General features: G+C 58.8%; 19 protein-coding genes and 1 tRNA gene. 13 read left to right on the forward strand and 7 right to left on the reverse strand.

The features are described from left to right. Positions 1–9 precede the first annotated feature (9 nt). Complete coding sequence (locus tag AC2FF7_RS08695; RefSeq protein ID WP_496905503.1) at positions 10–1,305, forward strand: lipoprotein-releasing ABC transporter permease subunit; 1,296 nt, start codon at positions 10–12, stop codon at positions 1,303–1,305. After that, on the forward strand, positions 1,298–1,984 hold the full coding sequence (locus tag AC2FF7_RS08700) for an ABC transporter ATP-binding protein (RefSeq protein WP_170753129.1): 687 nt from the start codon (positions 1,298–1,300) through the stop codon (positions 1,982–1,984). The genes AC2FF7_RS08695 and AC2FF7_RS08700 overlap by 8 nt, the downstream gene beginning before the upstream one ends. Here the strand turns inward: AC2FF7_RS08700 and AC2FF7_RS08705 are convergent. Further along, positions 1,968–2,405 carry a DMT family transporter gene (locus AC2FF7_RS08705; RefSeq protein WP_170352507.1) on the reverse strand — a complete coding sequence of 146 codons (438 nt, stop codon included), beginning with the start codon at positions 2,403–2,405 and terminating at the stop codon, positions 1,968–1,970. The two genes, AC2FF7_RS08700 and AC2FF7_RS08705, sit on opposite strands and share 17 nt — an antisense overlap. Before the next feature lie 92 nt (positions 2,406–2,497). Between AC2FF7_RS08705 and AC2FF7_RS08710 the strand changes: the two genes are divergently transcribed. After that, positions 2,498–2,899 (forward strand): c-type cytochrome, encoded by a 402-nt coding sequence (locus AC2FF7_RS08710; RefSeq protein WP_170753127.1) that lies wholly within the window; start codon positions 2,498–2,500, stop codon positions 2,897–2,899. A gap of 2 nt (positions 2,900–2,901) precedes the next feature. On the opposite strand, the gene AC2FF7_RS08715 is transcribed toward AC2FF7_RS08710, so the two are convergent. Next, on the reverse strand, positions 2,902–3,588 hold the full coding sequence (locus AC2FF7_RS08715; protein WP_170352509.1) for a hypothetical protein: 687 nt from the start codon (positions 3,586–3,588) through the stop codon (positions 2,902–2,904). A gap of 41 nt (positions 3,589–3,629) precedes the next feature. Continuing rightward, the gene (locus AC2FF7_RS08720) at positions 3,630–4,292 is read right to left on the reverse strand and encodes a DNA-3-methyladenine glycosylase I (RefSeq protein ID WP_480867663.1); all 663 of its coding nucleotides are present in this window, start codon (positions 4,290–4,292) and stop codon (positions 3,630–3,632) included. Positions 4,293–4,683: 391 nt separating this feature from the next. On the opposite strand from AC2FF7_RS08720, the gene AC2FF7_RS08725 reads away from it, so the two are divergent. From AC2FF7_RS08725 to AC2FF7_RS08745, 5 genes are all read left to right on the forward strand, one after another. Continuing rightward, entirely contained in the window at positions 4,684–5,634 is a 951-nt protein-coding gene (locus AC2FF7_RS08725; RefSeq protein WP_480867661.1) for an ABC transporter substrate-binding protein, read from the forward strand. A gap of 10 nt (positions 5,635–5,644) precedes the next feature. Next, entirely contained in the window at positions 5,645–6,694 is a 1,050-nt protein-coding gene (locus AC2FF7_RS08730) for a quaternary amine ABC transporter ATP-binding protein (RefSeq protein WP_480867659.1), read from the forward strand. Then, entirely contained in the window at positions 6,691–8,751 is a 2,061-nt protein-coding gene (locus AC2FF7_RS08735; protein ID WP_480867657.1) for an ABC transporter permease, read from the forward strand. Before AC2FF7_RS08730 ends, AC2FF7_RS08735 begins: the two co-directional genes overlap by 4 nt. A gap of 102 nt (positions 8,752–8,853) precedes the next feature. Beyond that, positions 8,854–9,519 (forward strand): NnrU family protein, encoded by a 666-nt coding sequence (locus AC2FF7_RS08740; protein WP_496905504.1) that lies wholly within the window; start codon positions 8,854–8,856, stop codon positions 9,517–9,519. Positions 9,520–9,590: 71 nt separating this feature from the next. Further along, the gene (locus tag AC2FF7_RS08745; RefSeq protein ID WP_480867654.1) at positions 9,591–10,112 is read left to right on the forward strand and encodes a DUF2478 domain-containing protein; all 522 of its coding nucleotides are present in this window, start codon (positions 9,591–9,593) and stop codon (positions 10,110–10,112) included. Between the two features lie 158 nt (positions 10,113–10,270). Here the strand turns inward: AC2FF7_RS08745 and AC2FF7_RS08750 are convergent. After that, positions 10,271–10,354 (reverse strand) — tRNA-Tyr (locus tag AC2FF7_RS08750). A gap of 116 nt (positions 10,355–10,470) precedes the next feature. Between AC2FF7_RS08750 and rlmB the strand changes: the two genes are divergently transcribed. The 4 genes from rlmB to AC2FF7_RS08770 all read left to right on the forward strand — a co-directional run bounded on the left by rlmB (position 10,471) and on the right by AC2FF7_RS08770 (position 12,753). Beyond that, positions 10,471–11,244, forward strand: coding sequence for a 23S rRNA (guanosine(2251)-2'-O)-methyltransferase RlmB (gene rlmB / locus AC2FF7_RS08755; RefSeq protein ID WP_170753113.1), 774 nt, complete (start codon positions 10,471–10,473; stop codon positions 11,242–11,244). Then, positions 11,225–11,527, forward strand: a complete 303-nt coding sequence (locus AC2FF7_RS08760; RefSeq protein WP_480496961.1) for a hypothetical protein — start codon at positions 11,225–11,227, stop codon at positions 11,525–11,527. The genes rlmB and AC2FF7_RS08760 overlap by 20 nt, the downstream gene beginning before the upstream one ends. 100 nt (positions 11,528–11,627) lie before the next feature. Continuing rightward, a complete protein-coding gene (locus AC2FF7_RS08765; protein ID WP_234899415.1) occupies positions 11,628–12,083 on the forward strand; it encodes a YHS domain-containing (seleno)protein in 456 nt (151 codons plus the stop codon). A 199-nt stretch (positions 12,084–12,282) separates the two neighbouring features. Then, positions 12,283–12,753, forward strand: a complete 471-nt coding sequence (locus AC2FF7_RS08770) for a CoA-binding protein (protein WP_480867651.1) — start codon at positions 12,283–12,285, stop codon at positions 12,751–12,753. Position 12,754: 1 nt separating this feature from the next. Here AC2FF7_RS08770 and AC2FF7_RS08775 read toward each other — a convergent pair whose 3' ends face one another. The 3 genes from AC2FF7_RS08775 to hisF form a co-directional block, all read right to left on the reverse strand. Then, positions 12,755–13,321, reverse strand: a complete 567-nt coding sequence (locus AC2FF7_RS08775; protein WP_496905505.1) for a hypothetical protein — start codon at positions 13,319–13,321, stop codon at positions 12,755–12,757. A gap of 61 nt (positions 13,322–13,382) precedes the next feature. Then, on the reverse strand, positions 13,383–13,700 hold the full coding sequence (locus tag AC2FF7_RS08780; protein ID WP_170352529.1) for a phosphoribosyl-ATP diphosphatase: 318 nt from the start codon (positions 13,698–13,700) through the stop codon (positions 13,383–13,385). Next, entirely contained in the window at positions 13,697–14,458 is a 762-nt protein-coding gene (gene hisF / locus AC2FF7_RS08785; RefSeq protein ID WP_170756401.1) for an imidazole glycerol phosphate synthase subunit HisF, read from the reverse strand. The genes AC2FF7_RS08780 and hisF overlap by 4 nt, the downstream gene beginning before the upstream one ends. A gap of 174 nt (positions 14,459–14,632) precedes the next feature. Here hisF and AC2FF7_RS08790 point away from each other — a divergent pair, with 174 nt between their 5' ends. Beyond that, positions 14,633–15,025, forward strand: a complete 393-nt coding sequence (locus tag AC2FF7_RS08790; RefSeq protein ID WP_170753524.1) for a DUF302 domain-containing protein — start codon at positions 14,633–14,635, stop codon at positions 15,023–15,025. Positions 15,026–15,070: the final 45 nt, after the last annotated feature.

The raw sequence follows: 15,070 nt of genomic DNA on the forward strand, positions 1-15,070 counted from the left end.
GGAGCAGGCATGGCCAAGACACCCCCGCCCTTTGCACCTTTTGAATGGAAAATCGCCTGGCGATACCTACGCGCGCGCCGCGCCGAGGGGGGCGTCAGCGTGATGACCTGGATCTCGCTGATCGGGATCACCTTGGCCGTGTTCGCTCTGATCGCCACGTTGGCTGTTCGATCGGGTTTCCGTGCCGAGTTTGTCGGCACCATTCTGGGGGCCAACGCGCATGTGACGGTTTATTCGGCTGGGAATTTTGATGCCCAGGGGCGCGTAGATCGGACCATTGAAAACTACGATCAGGTGGCTGACAGGATCGGGCAGGTGCCGGGCGTTCAACGGGCGGCACCTTTGGTCAAGGGGCAAGTGCTGATCACCAACCGCGACCGCAGCAGCGGTGTCGAAGTTTTTGGGATACAGCCGGACGACTTGTTGGACCTGCCGGGCATCGCCGAAAGCGATCAGGCGGTTGGCGATCTGTTGGAATTCCAGAACGAGGAATTCGTTATTGCGATCGGTTCGGGCGTGGCGCGCAGTATCGGCGCGACAGTAGGGGATACAGTCAAGCTGACCTCGCCTAACGGGGTAAAGACTGCTTTTGGCACCTCGCCCCGCGTCAGCGCCTATCGGGTGGTTTATGTGTTTTCGGCCGGGCGCTATGACATCGACCGCACCCGTGTTTACATGCCGTTCGAACAGGCGCAGACCTTCTTTAACCGGGAAGGTGTGGCCGACGAGATCGAAGTTATGGTGGATGATCCGGAGAATCTGACACCCATTCTGATCCCCATCCTGGAAGCAGCAGGCGAACGCAGTCAGATATGGACATGGCAGGACGCCTCGGGCGGGTTCCTGCGCGCGCTTGAGGTCGAGGACAATGTGATGTTCATCATCCTGTCGATCCTTGTACTAATTGCGGCGATGAACATCGTCTCGGGTCTGATCATGCTGGTCAAGAACAAGGGGCGAGATATCGGCATCCTACGCACCATTGGCCTCAGCGAGGGGTCTGTCCTGCGCGTGTTCTTCATCTGCGGGTCATTTACGGGCATTATCGGCACCACGATGGGTGTGGTGTTGGGCTGTCTGTTTGCCATTTATATCGACCCGATCTTCAGCTTTGTGAATTTTGTCATGGGCGGCGGGGTCTGGGATCCTTCGATCCGGGGCATCTATGCGTTGCCGGCCGAGTTGCACTTGTCCGATGTGCTTAAGGCCGTGGGGCTGTCGCTTGGCTTGTCCTTCTTCGTCACCTATTTTCCGGCCCGTCGCGCGGCGCGGCTGAACCCGGTTGAGGCGCTGCGCTATGAGTGATGTGACATTGCGGCTGAACGGCCTGACCAAAACCTATCTGCAGGGCACACCGGGCGAGGTGCAGGTGCTGCGCGGCGTCGATCTGGACCTACGCGCGGGCGAGGCAGTTGCACTAGTGGCGCCCTCTGGGGCGGGCAAGTCGACGCTGCTGCATATTGCCGGGCTGCTGGACACGCCCGATAGCGGCACCGTTGAGATCGCGGGGCAGAGCATCGCAGGCAAAGGCGACCGCACCCGCACCGCGCTGCGGCGGCAGGATGTAGGCTTTGTCTATCAGTTCCACCATCTACTGCCCGAGTTCACAGCGCTGGAGAACATCACCCTGCCGCAACTGGCCAATGGTGTCTCCGAGAAGGCCGCACAGGACAGGGCGATGGCGCTGCTGGATCGCGTCGGTGTTGCGGCGCGCGCGGATCACCGCCCGGCGGCCCTGTCTGGGGGCGAGCAACAGCGGGTCGCCTTTTGCCGCGCGCTGGCCAACGCGCCGCGCGTATTGTTGGCGGATGAACCGACGGGCAATCTCGACCCCGAGACCTCGGATCAGGTGTTCGATGCGCTAATGGCATTGGTGCGGGACGAGGGGCTCTCGGCCCTGATCGCCACGCACAATATGGATCTGGCCGCGCGGATGGATCGCAAGCTGCGGTTGGATGGGGGCGTTCTTAAGCCAGTTGAGTGATCGCCACCCCGGCGGCCATCACGGCAATACCGCCCGCGCGTATCCATGTCAGCGGCGTGACTTGCGCACCGAACAGGCCGAAATGGTCTATGGCAGCGGCGCTGATCAACTGTCCGATCAACACGAAGAACACCGCGTTGCCCACACCGAAATGCGGGGCGACGTGGGTGATAGACAGAACGTAGAAGGCGATAAGCACACCCGCAAGCAGCAGGTGTCTTGGTGCCCCGGCGATTTTCGATAAGGCACCGAACCCCGGAAATAGCACCATGACGACCGCCGAAGATGCAAAGGCGATGGCGAACAGAACCACTGCGGCGGTCGTGGGGGAACCGATCATCTTGCCCAAAGCCGCGTTCAATGCGGCGAGGATGGGAACTCCGATTCCGGCGGCCAGCATGATGGCTGCGTATTGTGTCATGGCCCGTGTCCTATGGTTTCGTTGATCTGGATCATTGCGCCAAGCTGCCCAACGAGCAAGTCTGCAAATGTCAGTCGTGACAGGAGGATGCGATGATCAGACGGGTACTCGGGCTTGTTTCGATAGGGTTAGCAATGGGGTCTCAGGCCATAGCGCAGGATGTGCAAGAGGGTGCGAAACTGTACCAGCACTATTGCGCGACGTGCCACGGCATTGATGCTACCGGGCAGGGTCCTATGGCCGGGGTGCTGGTGATCCAGCCGACGGATTTGACCACATTGGCCAGCGCGGATGGTACTTTCCCGGTCGCACGTGTTGTCGCGCGGATTGACGGGCGCGATCCCTTGATCAGTCACGGCAGCCCTATGCCGGTCTACGGGCCATATTTCGATGGTCAGGATACTTCGATGAAAACACCTCAAGGGCAGCCAATTCTAACAAGCCAGCCAATCGTGGACTTAGTGGCGTACCTGCAAACGTTGCAAGCAAAATAGCCTTAACGGCAAATTCCCTCGACCTCAGCATCGGCCCAAGGGATCACCACGTCCCGTTCGCGGCGTTCGCCGGGCAGCGCCGCTAGGTCAAAGTGCTGTCCCAGCATTTCATGCAGCCGTTGCGTGCGCGGTGCTGTAGGGTCCAGTGCACGGCAGCAGATGTATTCCTCGACAATAGCGCCCTGCTGCTCGAACCCGTAGGACAGGAAATCGGGCGAGGTCGTCAGATCAAATTGATAAGGATCCGTATTGCCCCCATGCTCGGCCGCTGCACGCAATGGGTGATAGCCCGTGGTTTCCCGGTTCTGCCACTGCCACACGTGGGTCAATTCATGGGCCAGCAACATGGCGGCGATCAGGTCCATCTGTTCCGGAAACTCGGACATATAATCCTCGAGGTACCAGTCTTTCGTGAAGTAGACTTTGTTAAACAACGCGACGGCGGCAGGTTTTGCAGTGACCACGCCTTCCTTGGTTGGCGGCAGGATACGCTCTCGGCAGGCCAGGCGCGGACGGTCTTTGCGATAAAAGGTGATCGGCACGACCGGGGCGCCTTCGACCAAACGTACGTTCTTTAGGTCCAGCGTGTTGCCCTGAACAGCGCTTGCAAAGGCGACCTCGTTTTCCGTTAGGGGACGGCCGCACGAGTAAAGAAACAACAAAGACGTCATCAAAATGAGGCGCAACATGTTCCGACCTTAATCCCTGACCTTCAACCTGCAACCTGTTTTCAAACGCTCATAGCCAGAACGCGGCTGATTTCCGTGAGCGAACGCCCGGATTGATCCATCCACGTATTAAAAGCAGCCTGCACAGCGTTCATGGCTTTCTTCGAGGTCGGCGCTTTGTCTACGACGCCTTCGGCAATCAACCGTGCGGTGACGTCCTGCGAGAGAATGAAGCTGTCACGGCCTGCAAAGCGCATTGCGATCTGCGCCGAGGTTCCCCCCAAGCGCGCACCACGCTTACGCAGCATCTCAAGCAGACCGACGAAGTCGGTCGAAGGCCAGCCACCCAACACCCGGCCTGCACCACCTTCTTCACGCAGTTCCAGCAGAAAGGCTGCGTTGTCACGCACGGCGGCGATCTTGGTGCCGTTGCGCACGATTCGGGTATCTTGCAAGAGGGAGTCGAACTTTTCGTCGTTCATGAAGGCGCATCGGCCCACGTCAAAACCGTCGAACGCAGCCTCGAACCCGTCCCATTTGGACTCGATCACTTTCCAGCTGAAACCGGCCTGAAATATGCATTTGGTCATCACCGATAGCCAGCGGTCTTCTGGCAGATCCGCCAGTTCTTCAGGAGATTTGGGTGTCTCGAGCTGCGAATTCAGGGCGTCGGCGCCGCCATGTCGGTCGGCGGCCATCCGAAAGATATCGTCAAAATGGTGCATAGCGGTGTCCTTTCTGATCAGCGTTGCTTGTCAGGCCCGGGGTTTCAAGGCCCCGGATACTGGGCAAGGCCTAAGCGTTTCGGGAAAAAAGTTGGAAAATTGGAAAGAAACACTCGACAAATCAGGTGATTCTGGTTTGTGATTGACTGGTCAATCAATGTCCGTGCCCAGCGAAATGTGAAAACACGTGGGGGCGGGCTTTCGGTGCATGCCGGCAGGCGGGGGACATTTAGGTCGGTCGAGCGTATGATTTCCGCGCTAGACCCAACTGTTTGCTTTCCCTTTCCGGCTTTAATTGTGCATGTTGCGGCATGGTAATGTTGTGAGACAGCCCCCAAGGCGCGTGCTTGTGCCGGGGCGGGCGAAGCAAAAAAAGACAGGGAGAATGTCGATGAAAAAACTCAGTGTAAGCCTTTTGGCGATGACCGTTGCGGGCTCGGCTTTTGCGGCCGATATGGGCGCCGTGGATGAACCTATCAAATTGGCGATCAACGAGTGGACTGGTCAGCATGTGACCACCCATGTGGCCGGTGAGATGCTGAAAGCCGCAGGGTACAACGTGGAATATGTCACGGCTGGCATGATGAACCAGTTCCAGGCACTGGCCGATGGTGATATCGATGCGACGCTTGAAATCTGGTCGTCGAACGTTTCCGACGAATATGCCAAGAAGGTCGACGAAGGCACCGTTGTGGAAATCGGTGATCTGGGCCTGAACGCCAAGGAAGGCATCGCCTATCCTGCCCACGTGGCCGAACTGTGCCCGGGTCTGCCCGCATGGGAAGCTCTGAAAGACTGCGCGCAGGTTTTCGCAACGGCTGAAACGCTGCCCGGTGGTCGTTTGGTCGATTACCCGGCGGATTGGGGGACTCCTGGCGCGGACCGTATGACCGGTCTGGAACTGCCGTTCAAAGCCGTGCCCGCTGGTTCGGAAGGCGCTTTGATTGCCGAACTGCGTGCCTCGACCGAGCGGAAATCACCATTGCTGATCACCTTCTGGCAACCGCATTGGGCGATGTCCGCATATGACGTGCAATTCGTTGAGCTGCCTGCCGGTGAAGAAGCCTGTTTCAACGATCCCGCATGGGGTCCAAACCCCAACGCGGTGAATGATTGTGACTTCTCGCCCTCGCGCATCTTCAAGGCCAGCTGGAGCGGCATGGAAGACAAGTGGCCCGCAGCTTATGAAATTCTGACCAACTATCAGTTGGCAGTCGAAGATCAGCAGCCGATGATGGGCGCGATTGACGTCGACGGCGGTAAGGTCGAGGAAGTCGTCGCCGCATGGATGGCAGAAAACGAAGGCAAGTGGCGTCCGGTTGTTGACGCGGCAACTCAGTGAGTCTGCCTAAGTGACTGACGCACAAACACCAGCCATTGCCTGCCAGAATCTCTGGCAGGTCTTTGGCCCCGGTGCAGACAAGGCCCTGACCGACGCGCTGTCTCGGTCAGGGAGTGACTCCGACAAAGCCGCCTCCGATCTGCGCGAACGCGGGTTCATCCCTGCCGTGCAGGACGCCAATTTCGAGGTAAAAGAGGGCGAGCTTTTCGTTATCATGGGCCTGTCGGGCTCGGGCAAATCGACGCTGATCCGCTGCATCTCGCAACTGCTGCCCGGTACGGGCGGTGAAATCCGCGTGGATGGCGAGAACGTCATCGGAGCCTCCAAGAAGGTACTGACCGACCTGCGCCGTAAGAAGCTGGGCATGGTGTTCCAGCATTTCGGTCTTTTCCCCCATATGACCGTCGCCGAAAACGTGGCCTATCCGCTGCGTGTTCAAGGCGTTGGTAAAAAGGAACGTCTGGCCCGCGCGCAAGAGGTGATCTCATTGGTCGGCCTTGAGGGGCGCGAAGACAGCTTCCCACGGCAGCTATCGGGCGGTCAGAGGCAACGTGTGGGCATCGCCCGCAGTCTTGCCGTGAACCCCGACATTTGGTTTTTGGATGAGCCGTTCTCGGCCCTCGATCCCCTGATCCGTCGTCAGTTGCAGGACGAATTCCTGCGCATTCAGGCGACGTTGAAGAAATCCATCGTCTTTATCACTCACGATATCCAAGAGGCGCTGAAACTGGCCGACCGCATCGCGATCATGCGCGATGGCAAGATCGTGCAGATCGGCACGCCCACCGATATCGTGCTGCGCCCGGTCGATGACTATGTACGCGAATTCTCGAAAGACGTCGCCAAGGGCCAACACGCCAAGGTCGCCTCGGTCATGCGCGACGATTCCGAACGTGGCCCGGACGATCCCGGTCTGACAACCAGTATGACATTGGACGCCGCGCTGGCGCATTGCATGGAGCTGTACGAACCGGTGCCCGTGCGGGATGAGGCGGGCAAAATCGTCGGCACGGTTCACCCGTCCGATCTGGCTGCGGCGCTTCAGGTGGATGAGACATGACGGCGATCACGGACATCCCTGCACAGGCGCGCCTGACGATCGGAGCCAAGGCGGCACTGATTACTGTTGTCGTTGGCGCGCTGTGTCTGGCGCTTGAAGGTATTGCCCCGTGGTTGGTCAAATGGCCCGCCGCATGGGAGTTGCCTGCGACGCAATGGGTCGGAGCCTTCCTCGACTGGTTCCTGAACGGGATCAAACCCGCGATGCGGTTGTTTTCAGACCTGATGACCTATCCGATGGATGCGGCCAATTTCGTGCTGGCGAACACGCCATGGCCAATCCTGATTGGGCTTGTCACCGCGCTGGGCTGGTATCTGGGCGGGCTGCCAATGGCCGCTCTGGGATTCTTTGGCCTCAGCTTCGTGCTGGCCTCGGGTTATTGGGCTGAAAGCATGAATACGCTGGCGCTGGTGGCTGTCTCAGTCCCTGTGGCGCTGGTTGTGGGTGGAGGGATCGGCATTCTGGCCAATGAGATCCCCCGCGTGAAAAACTTTGTTCAAGCCGTGCTGGACGTCATGCAGACCGTGCCGACCTTCGCTTATCTGACGCCTTTGCTGCTGCTCTTTGGTTTTGGCCCGGTGGTGGGTCTTATCGCCTCGGCCATCTATGCTGCGCCGCCCATGGCGCGCAACGTGATGCTGGGGCTGGAACGGGTCGAACCCGAGATCAAAGAGGCCGCCATCATGTCCGGCGGTACCCGGTTTCAGCAACTGTTTCAGGTGGAAATTCCGGCAGCGGCAACGCAGATCATGGTCGGTGTGAACCAATGCCTGATGGCGGCCTTGTCGATGGTGATCATCGCGGCTGTGATCGGTGGCTTCAACGATATCGGATGGGAGGTTCTGCTGACCATGCGCAAGGCGCAGTTCGGCGAATCCCTGATGGCCGGTCTTGTGATCGTGGTGTTTGCCGTCGTCATCGACCGCATGAGCGGCACGCTCGCCACCGAACGCAAACGCTATGACCAGCGAGTCGTCTGGGCGGTTCTGGGCTTTACCGTTCTGTTCACTGCGGCCTTCTGGCTGTGGCTGCCGAACCCGTCCGAGCTGACTCTGCTGGACCCGGTGGCCGGGGCCATCGACAGCGGCCTGACCGCCTTTACGCAGGCTAACGGCCCGTGGCTGGATGCGCTCAAGAACAACTCGCTGTTCTACGTGCTGCTGCCACTGCGGATTGGTCTCGACCAAGCGGTGCTGCCCTTCACTTGGGGCTTTCAATGGACGTCCGGTATGAGCTTCGGTCTCTTTGCCGTGGCCGCTGTGATCGCTGCGCTGATGGCATGGCGCGGGCATCTGACCGGAGGGCTGGTTGTACTGATCCTGATCGGCATGTTGGAAACCGGCATTGCGAACCTGCCATGGCCCTTTGTCCTGACGGGGGCTGCTGCCCTCAGCTATGTGGCGGGCGGTTGGCGACTGGCGGCGCTGTCCGTGGGGCTGCTGTGCACCATCCTTGTCTCGGGCCTGTGGGAGCGCGCCTTGCTGTCGCTCTACCTTAGCGGTGCGGCGGTGTTTTCCTGTGCTGTGGTCGGCGGGCTGATCGGTCTGGCCAGCGCGGTTTGGACGCCCGTCTGGAAAATCGTCCGCCCGATCTGTGACATGCTGCAAACGATCCCTCTATTCGTGTTCCTGATCCCGGTGCTGATGGTGTTCCAGATTGGCGAGTTCTCGGCGTTTCTGGCGATCTGCGCCTATGCGATCGTGCCGATGATCCGGTACACCCGCCATGGTCTGGTAAACACACCCGAGGAAATGATGGAGGCTGCAATCTCCAGCGGCGCGACCGAGTGGCAGATCATGCGAGACGTGCGCGCGCCCTATGCCGCGCCGACCATCCTGCTGGGGCTGAACCAAACCATCCTCTATGCATTTGCGATGCTGGTGATCGCGGCACTGATCGGCACCACCGGTCTGGGCCAGTCGATCTATCTGGCGTTGGGGCAGGCGGATGTGGGGCTTGGCATCTCGGCCGGGGCGGCGATGGCCATTCTGGCGCTGATCGCCGACCGTATGGTGCAGGGCTTTGCCGAGGAACGCCGCAAGGCACTGGGCCTATAACTCAGGGCAGGGGCGGCGCGACCGCCCCGCCTGGCTTGATTTCGAACAAAGACGGTCCCAACCTATAGGGCTAAACCGGGCGCAACACGTTCGGAGACTCTGATGACTGGTTGGGTCCTATTCCTTGCAGCGCTGATCACATTCATGCTGACGCACGCTATTCCGGCGCGTCCCGCCTTGCGTGGGCAGTTGATCACAGCGTTGGGGCGCAAGGGATATTTCGCCGCTTATTCGGCTTTGTCACTGCTGGTTCTGGGCTGGCTGATTGTCGCAGCCAGTCGTGCGCCCTATGTCGAGGTCATCCCACCTTGGCCTGTTTTCCGCTGGTTACCATTGTTGGTCATGCCCATCGCCTTGTGGCTGGCCGCCGCCGGTGTGGCGATACAGAATCCGTTCTCATTCGGCGGATTGGGTCGACGCCCGTTCGATCCGGAAAAGCCGGGCGTTCTGCGCGCCACTCGACATCCGGTGCTGGCGGCGCTGATGCTTTGGGCACTGGCGCATCTGCTGGCCAATGGCAGCCTTTCGCACGTGATCCTGTTTGGCCTGTTCGCGGGGTTCGCGGCGATGGGAATGGCCTTGATTGACCAGCGCAAATCCCGCGAGATGGGCATCGAATGGATTCGCCTGTCCCGTAACACCGCGCGCTTTTCCCTGCGCGCCCCGCATCCCTGGCCACCCCTTTGGGTCTGGCTGGTTTCACTTGCCGCATATGCGGTTCTGCTTCACCTGCACGCAGCTGTGATCGGACTTTCTCCTTTACCTTAGGGTAAAGGAGTGGCCGGAGTGTATCTTGCGTGCTATCTGGAATGTCACAGTTTTACGACGAGGGTCTCTGAATGTACCTGGGCTATGTAACCACCACCGACCGTGGCGCGACCGATCTTTTGCTGGCCGCAGCTGCTGAACAACTGTCGAAATCTGGCGCTCGGCTTGCAGGCGTTGTGCAAACCAACACTGAATGCGTCGACAGCACTAAATGCGATATGGACGTGCGCGTCCTACCCGAAGGTGACACCATCCGCATCTCGCAGTCACTGGGCACGCAATCTCGAGGATGCCGTTTGGACCCCGCCGCGCTGGAACAGGCTGTGGGGTATGTGACCGCGTCGCTTGCCGACAAGCCGCAATTGTTGATCGTCAATAAGTTCGGCAAACATGAGGCTGACGGGCGCGGGTTTCGTCCTTTGATTGCCGAGGCATTGGCGCAGGACATCCCTGTTTTGGTTGGCGTGAACGGTCTTAACATGGAAAAGTTCCAAGAGTTCACGGGCGGCGGAGCAGAAGAAATCACGCCGAAACGCGATGCCATTCTGGAATGGTTTGACCGTATCACAGCGCAACGAGCAGCCGCTGCTTAACGCGGGTTCTTTCATCGTACAAAAACAACGCCTTTGGTATGCCAAGGGCGTTTTTTTTGAAAACTCGCAACGTCACTCAGAGATTCAATTTCGCGAACGGAGATGATGCGCGCTGCACATTACGCAACCCGTTGCGCTTTTTTACCATCTGAGGAAGATGGTGGGCGACCCTGGAATCGAACCAGGCGTGCGTCTCCGCGAGGGAGTTACAGTCCCCTGCCACACCTTGCGGCCTGTCGCCCACTGTCAGGCGTTGCACCTGACGTGGAGGCGTGATTACTAGCGCCTTAAACGAGCGTCAACAGGAAAATACTGCTTTGGCGCAGGAAACCGAATTCCCGGCCAGGAGGCCTAAGAAATGAAGAAACCCAAGTGGGTCGTTGAAAAGGAACAGGCGCGCAAGGCGGCCGCTTCTGAAACTGTATGGCTGTTCGGCTTGCACGCTGTGCGCGATGCCCTGATGAACCCCAAACGGCAGAAATTGCGCCTAATCGTGACCCGGAATGCCCGCGACAAGCTGAACGAAGCCATTGAATTTGCAGGGATCGAGGCTGAAATGGTTGATCCGCGCAAGTTTACTGCTCCGATTGACCCCGGCTCGGTGCATCAGGGGGCCGCGCTTGAGGTAAAGCCGTTGGATTGGGGCGGGCTGGCCGAAAACTGTATCGGGCGTGAACATCCGCGTGTCATTCTGCTGGACCGTGTGACCGACCCGCATAACGTCGGGGCGATTCTCCGCTCGGCCGAGGTTCTGGGGGCCAGTGCGGTTATCGGCACCCGTCACCACTCGGCGCCGGAAACCGGTGCCTTGGCCAAAACGGCCAGTGGAGCGCTAGAGCGGCAACCTTACCTGCGCATGCGCAACTTGGCCGATACAATCGTTGAGCTGCAGAATATGGGTTTTCTGGTCCTGGGTCTGGACGGTGAGGCCGAGCAGACGATTGAGGCGACGCTGGATAGTAAGTTCGACCAACCGGTCGCCTTGGTGCTTGGGGCCGAGGGGCCGGGGTTGAGGCAGAAAACCAAGGAAACCGTTGACCACTTGGTGAAAATTGACGCGGCAGGCGGCTTTGGATCGCTGAATGTCTCAAATGCGGCCGCAATTGCCCTATATGCTTCAAGGCATAGATAGACAGGAGAGCGCCATTTCCACCCCTTCGAAAATTGTCACCTGCTGCTATTGCGGCACCCGAGCTGCGCTGGTCCTGAAAGGTAAGCAACGCCACGAGCTAAGCTGTTCAAGCTGCGGCGCACCGTTGCACGACCTCAAAATGGTGCCGAAGCGCAAGCTGTCCGACATAAAGCCGGACCGCCGAATCGAAAAACAGCGAAAGACCAAAAAGAAGAAGAAAAAGAGCGTCTTTTCACGCGTGTTCGACGAAGCATGGGATGTGATCGAGGATATTTTCGACTAGGGCGTTTATTCACCCACGCGCGATCACATCCGCGTTAATTGGGGTTTCAGCGGCGTTAATCAATTGCATCTTGATACCCTGACTTCCTAATGAAGACCTTATGAAGATGTACCGACGTTTCCTATTGGGCGCGATAACCGCCTCTATGCTTGCTCCTGCTGCGTTCGCGCAGCATTTACCCGTGTTTTACAAGACGGATGGCGCAGCCATGGCTGGGTATGATGCGGTGTCGTATTTCAACGGCGATGCCCCTGTTCGCGGCCGCCCAGAGTATTCTGTGGTGTGGAAAGGGGCCGAGTGGCACTTTGCGACACCTGAAAACCGTGATGCGTTCGAAATGAACCCGCGTGCGTACGCGCCTCAGTTCGGAGGATACTGCGCTTATGCAATGGCTCAGGGGGAATTGGTCAGTACAGACCCGAACCTGTGGCAGGTGATCGATGGACGCCTTTACCTGACGCATTCGCCAGCGATCGAGCGTATGTGGGAACAGGATACAAGCGGATTTATTCGAATGGCCGAGGCAAACTGGCCTGTTATCCTCTACGAGAACTAGGCGAATTTCCGCTTTTCGTGATCTGTCATCACAAAAATGCGCTCCCCCTCTTTTTTTTAGCCAGGACATGCTTAAATGTCACAGTGACCGCGGAACGGAACTGCCGCGGGTCATTTCACTGTCCCTCGTTCCAACACCTTGCGCCCGGGTTATTACCTGGGCGCTTTTTTCTTTGATGGACTGCGCATAGGGTGGCGGCATGACTAAATACACAGACGCATTTCTGTCGAACATACTTAAGCGCACGAAAACTGTGGCCGTGCTTGGTGTTTCGATGAACCCGGTCCGGCCCAGCTATTATGTTGCTCGCTACTTATCGCTCAAGGGGTACACGGTTATCCCGGTCAATCCTGGGCATGCGGGAAAAGAGCTGTTTGGCACCAAGGTTCGGGCGTCTTTGTCAGATGTTCGGGAATCGGTCGATATGGTTGATATTTTTCGACGGTCCGAGGCTGTCCCTCCGATCGTTGATCAAGCACTGGATGCGTTTCCGGAATTGGGAACCATTTGGATGCAGATCGGTGTAGAACATGCCGACGCTGCAGCAAAGGCGCAGACGCGCGGTGTTGATGTGGTGATGAATCGCTGTCCCAAGATCGAATATCAGCGCCTTTTCGGCGAGCTGCGGATGGGTGGGTTCGCGACCGGGGTGATCTCGTCCAAGCTATAAGCTATTCGCCTGTATAGGCGAGGAGCTCGCCGTATTGTTCGATACGCCTTTGTGCCATCACAACCTCGCGCGGGACCCAGTCATATCGGGTGTCCTCGCTGAAGGGTGACCAAAAAAGAGTTCCGCCGTACCGCCAGGGGTCCAGAATGATTCCGTCCTGCATCCCATCCTCTGAACGACTGATAATCGCGGTGCTGTGGTCAATTCGCAGCGGGTTATCAGCATTGGCGATGGCCCGGTGCATCTTCAGGGTTTTGAAACCCTCTTGGTTCAGACGCTGCTCGATATCCTCGGCCCAGTGCCAGCACAGTCCGCGCGGCTTTAGGCCCTTGTTGACCTTGGCATTGTGGATCAGCGGGGGATCGGTGATCTGGTATTCCTGCGCAAGCTGCGCGGTATAGGCATAGGTGATACGTGCGGCGCGGTCGGCCTCGGATGGATCAATGCCAGGCCCCAGATTGCGGATTTCGGTGGCCAGACGTTGCACCTCGTCCCCGGTCTGGGGCGGAAGGCTGGCACAAGCAGTCAACGCCACAAGGGCCAATAGGGTGGCCAAGGTTTTGATCATCTGCGGGCCCTTTGATCCGTTCGGTGTTGAAACCCGATCATAAAGGCACGTCGGCGAAAGCCTAGCCCTTTGGCCTTGCAGCTTTTTCGGAGATGCCGCTGATACCTTGACGGCGGGCCAGTTCGGCCAACACATCATCCAGCGCCACATCGCGCGCGGCCAACATGACCAGCAGGTGATACAGCACATCCGCTGCCTCGGCTGTCAGCCCGGCTTTGTCGTTCTTGACCGCTTCGATGATGGCCTCGACGGCCTCTTCGCCGAATTTCTCGGCGCATTTCTCGGGGCCTTTGGACAACAGCTTGGCCGTCCAACTGCTGTCGGGGTCCGCCCCCTTGCGCGAGTCGATCGTGGCGGCCAGATCGTGCAGGATACTCATGTCAGCCTCATGGGGATGCCGGCGGCGGCCATATGCTCTTTGGCCTCGCGGATAGTGTATTCGCCGAAATGGAAGATCGAGGCCGCAAGAACCGCACTGGCCCCACCTTCGGTGACGCCTTCGACCAGATGATCCAGATTGCCGACCCCGCCCGAGGCGATCACCGGCACGTCCACAGCATCAGAAATGGCGCGGGTCAGCGGCAGGTTGAACCCCGCCTTGGTGCCGTCGCGATCCATTGATGTCAGCAGGATTTCACCCGCACCCTTGGCAACGACGGTTTTGGCGAACTCGACCGCGTCGATACCGGTGGGCTTGCGGCCGCCATGGGTGAAAATCTCCCACTTGCCGGGGCTGACGGTTTTGGCGTCAATGGCGCACACGATGCACTGACTGCCGAACTGATCGGCGGATTCGGCGATCACATCGGGGTTGGCCACGGCGGCCGAGTTGAAGCTGACCTTATCCGCCCCGGCCAATAGCAGGGCACGAACATCGTCCTTGGTGCGTACGCCGCCACCAACGGTCAGGGGGACAAAGCACTGCTCGGCCGTGCGTTGAACCACGTCGAACATGGTACCGCGGTTTTCATGGGTGGCGTGAATGTCCAGAAAACAGATCTCATCCGCGCCAGCCTCATCATAGGCCTTGGCCGATTCCACCGGATCGCCCGCATCGCGCAGGCCAACAAAATTGACGCCCTTGACCACGCGGCCATCAGCGACGTCCAGGCAGGGAATGATGCGTGTTTTCAGCATGTCGAAGTCCTTTGTTGGCGCACCTCTAACGGCAAAGCCCCGCCGATGCCAGACTTGTGATTGTGATCTCCCGCGAAGCCGTGGAAATTAGGGATGAAATTCATGAAAAGGATTATCGAGATGCGACATCTTATTCTGGCTTCAATACTCACATTCGGAGGGGCACTGTCCGCCATGGCAGACGACATCATCAAAGTTGAGACAAATAAATCCGTGGCCGAGGCGCTGGACGCGCTTGAGGCTGCTGTCGGCAATGCAGGCGCAACCGTCTTTGCCCGTGTCGACCATGCCGCCGGCGCCGAGAAGGTGGGTACACCGATCCCGGCCAATCAGGTGCTGATCTTCGGCAACCCTGCACTTGGTACACCCGCCATGCAGATCGACCCGCGCGCCGGGCTGTTCCTGCCGCTGAAGGTTCAGGCTTATGAGGACGCCAACGGGCAGGTTTGGTTGGCCTATGAAGACCCGAAAGAGACCTTGGAGGATCTCAATGGTGTCTCTGATGCCCCAGTCATCGAAAAGATGCGCGGCGCACTGGCCAAACTGACTGCAGCGGCCGCGCAATAAGGTTCTGCCACGCCGGCGGGTGCGTGGCGATACCTCTCAAGTTTT

This window comes from Ruegeria sp. YTSC325 (assembly GCF_059609525.1).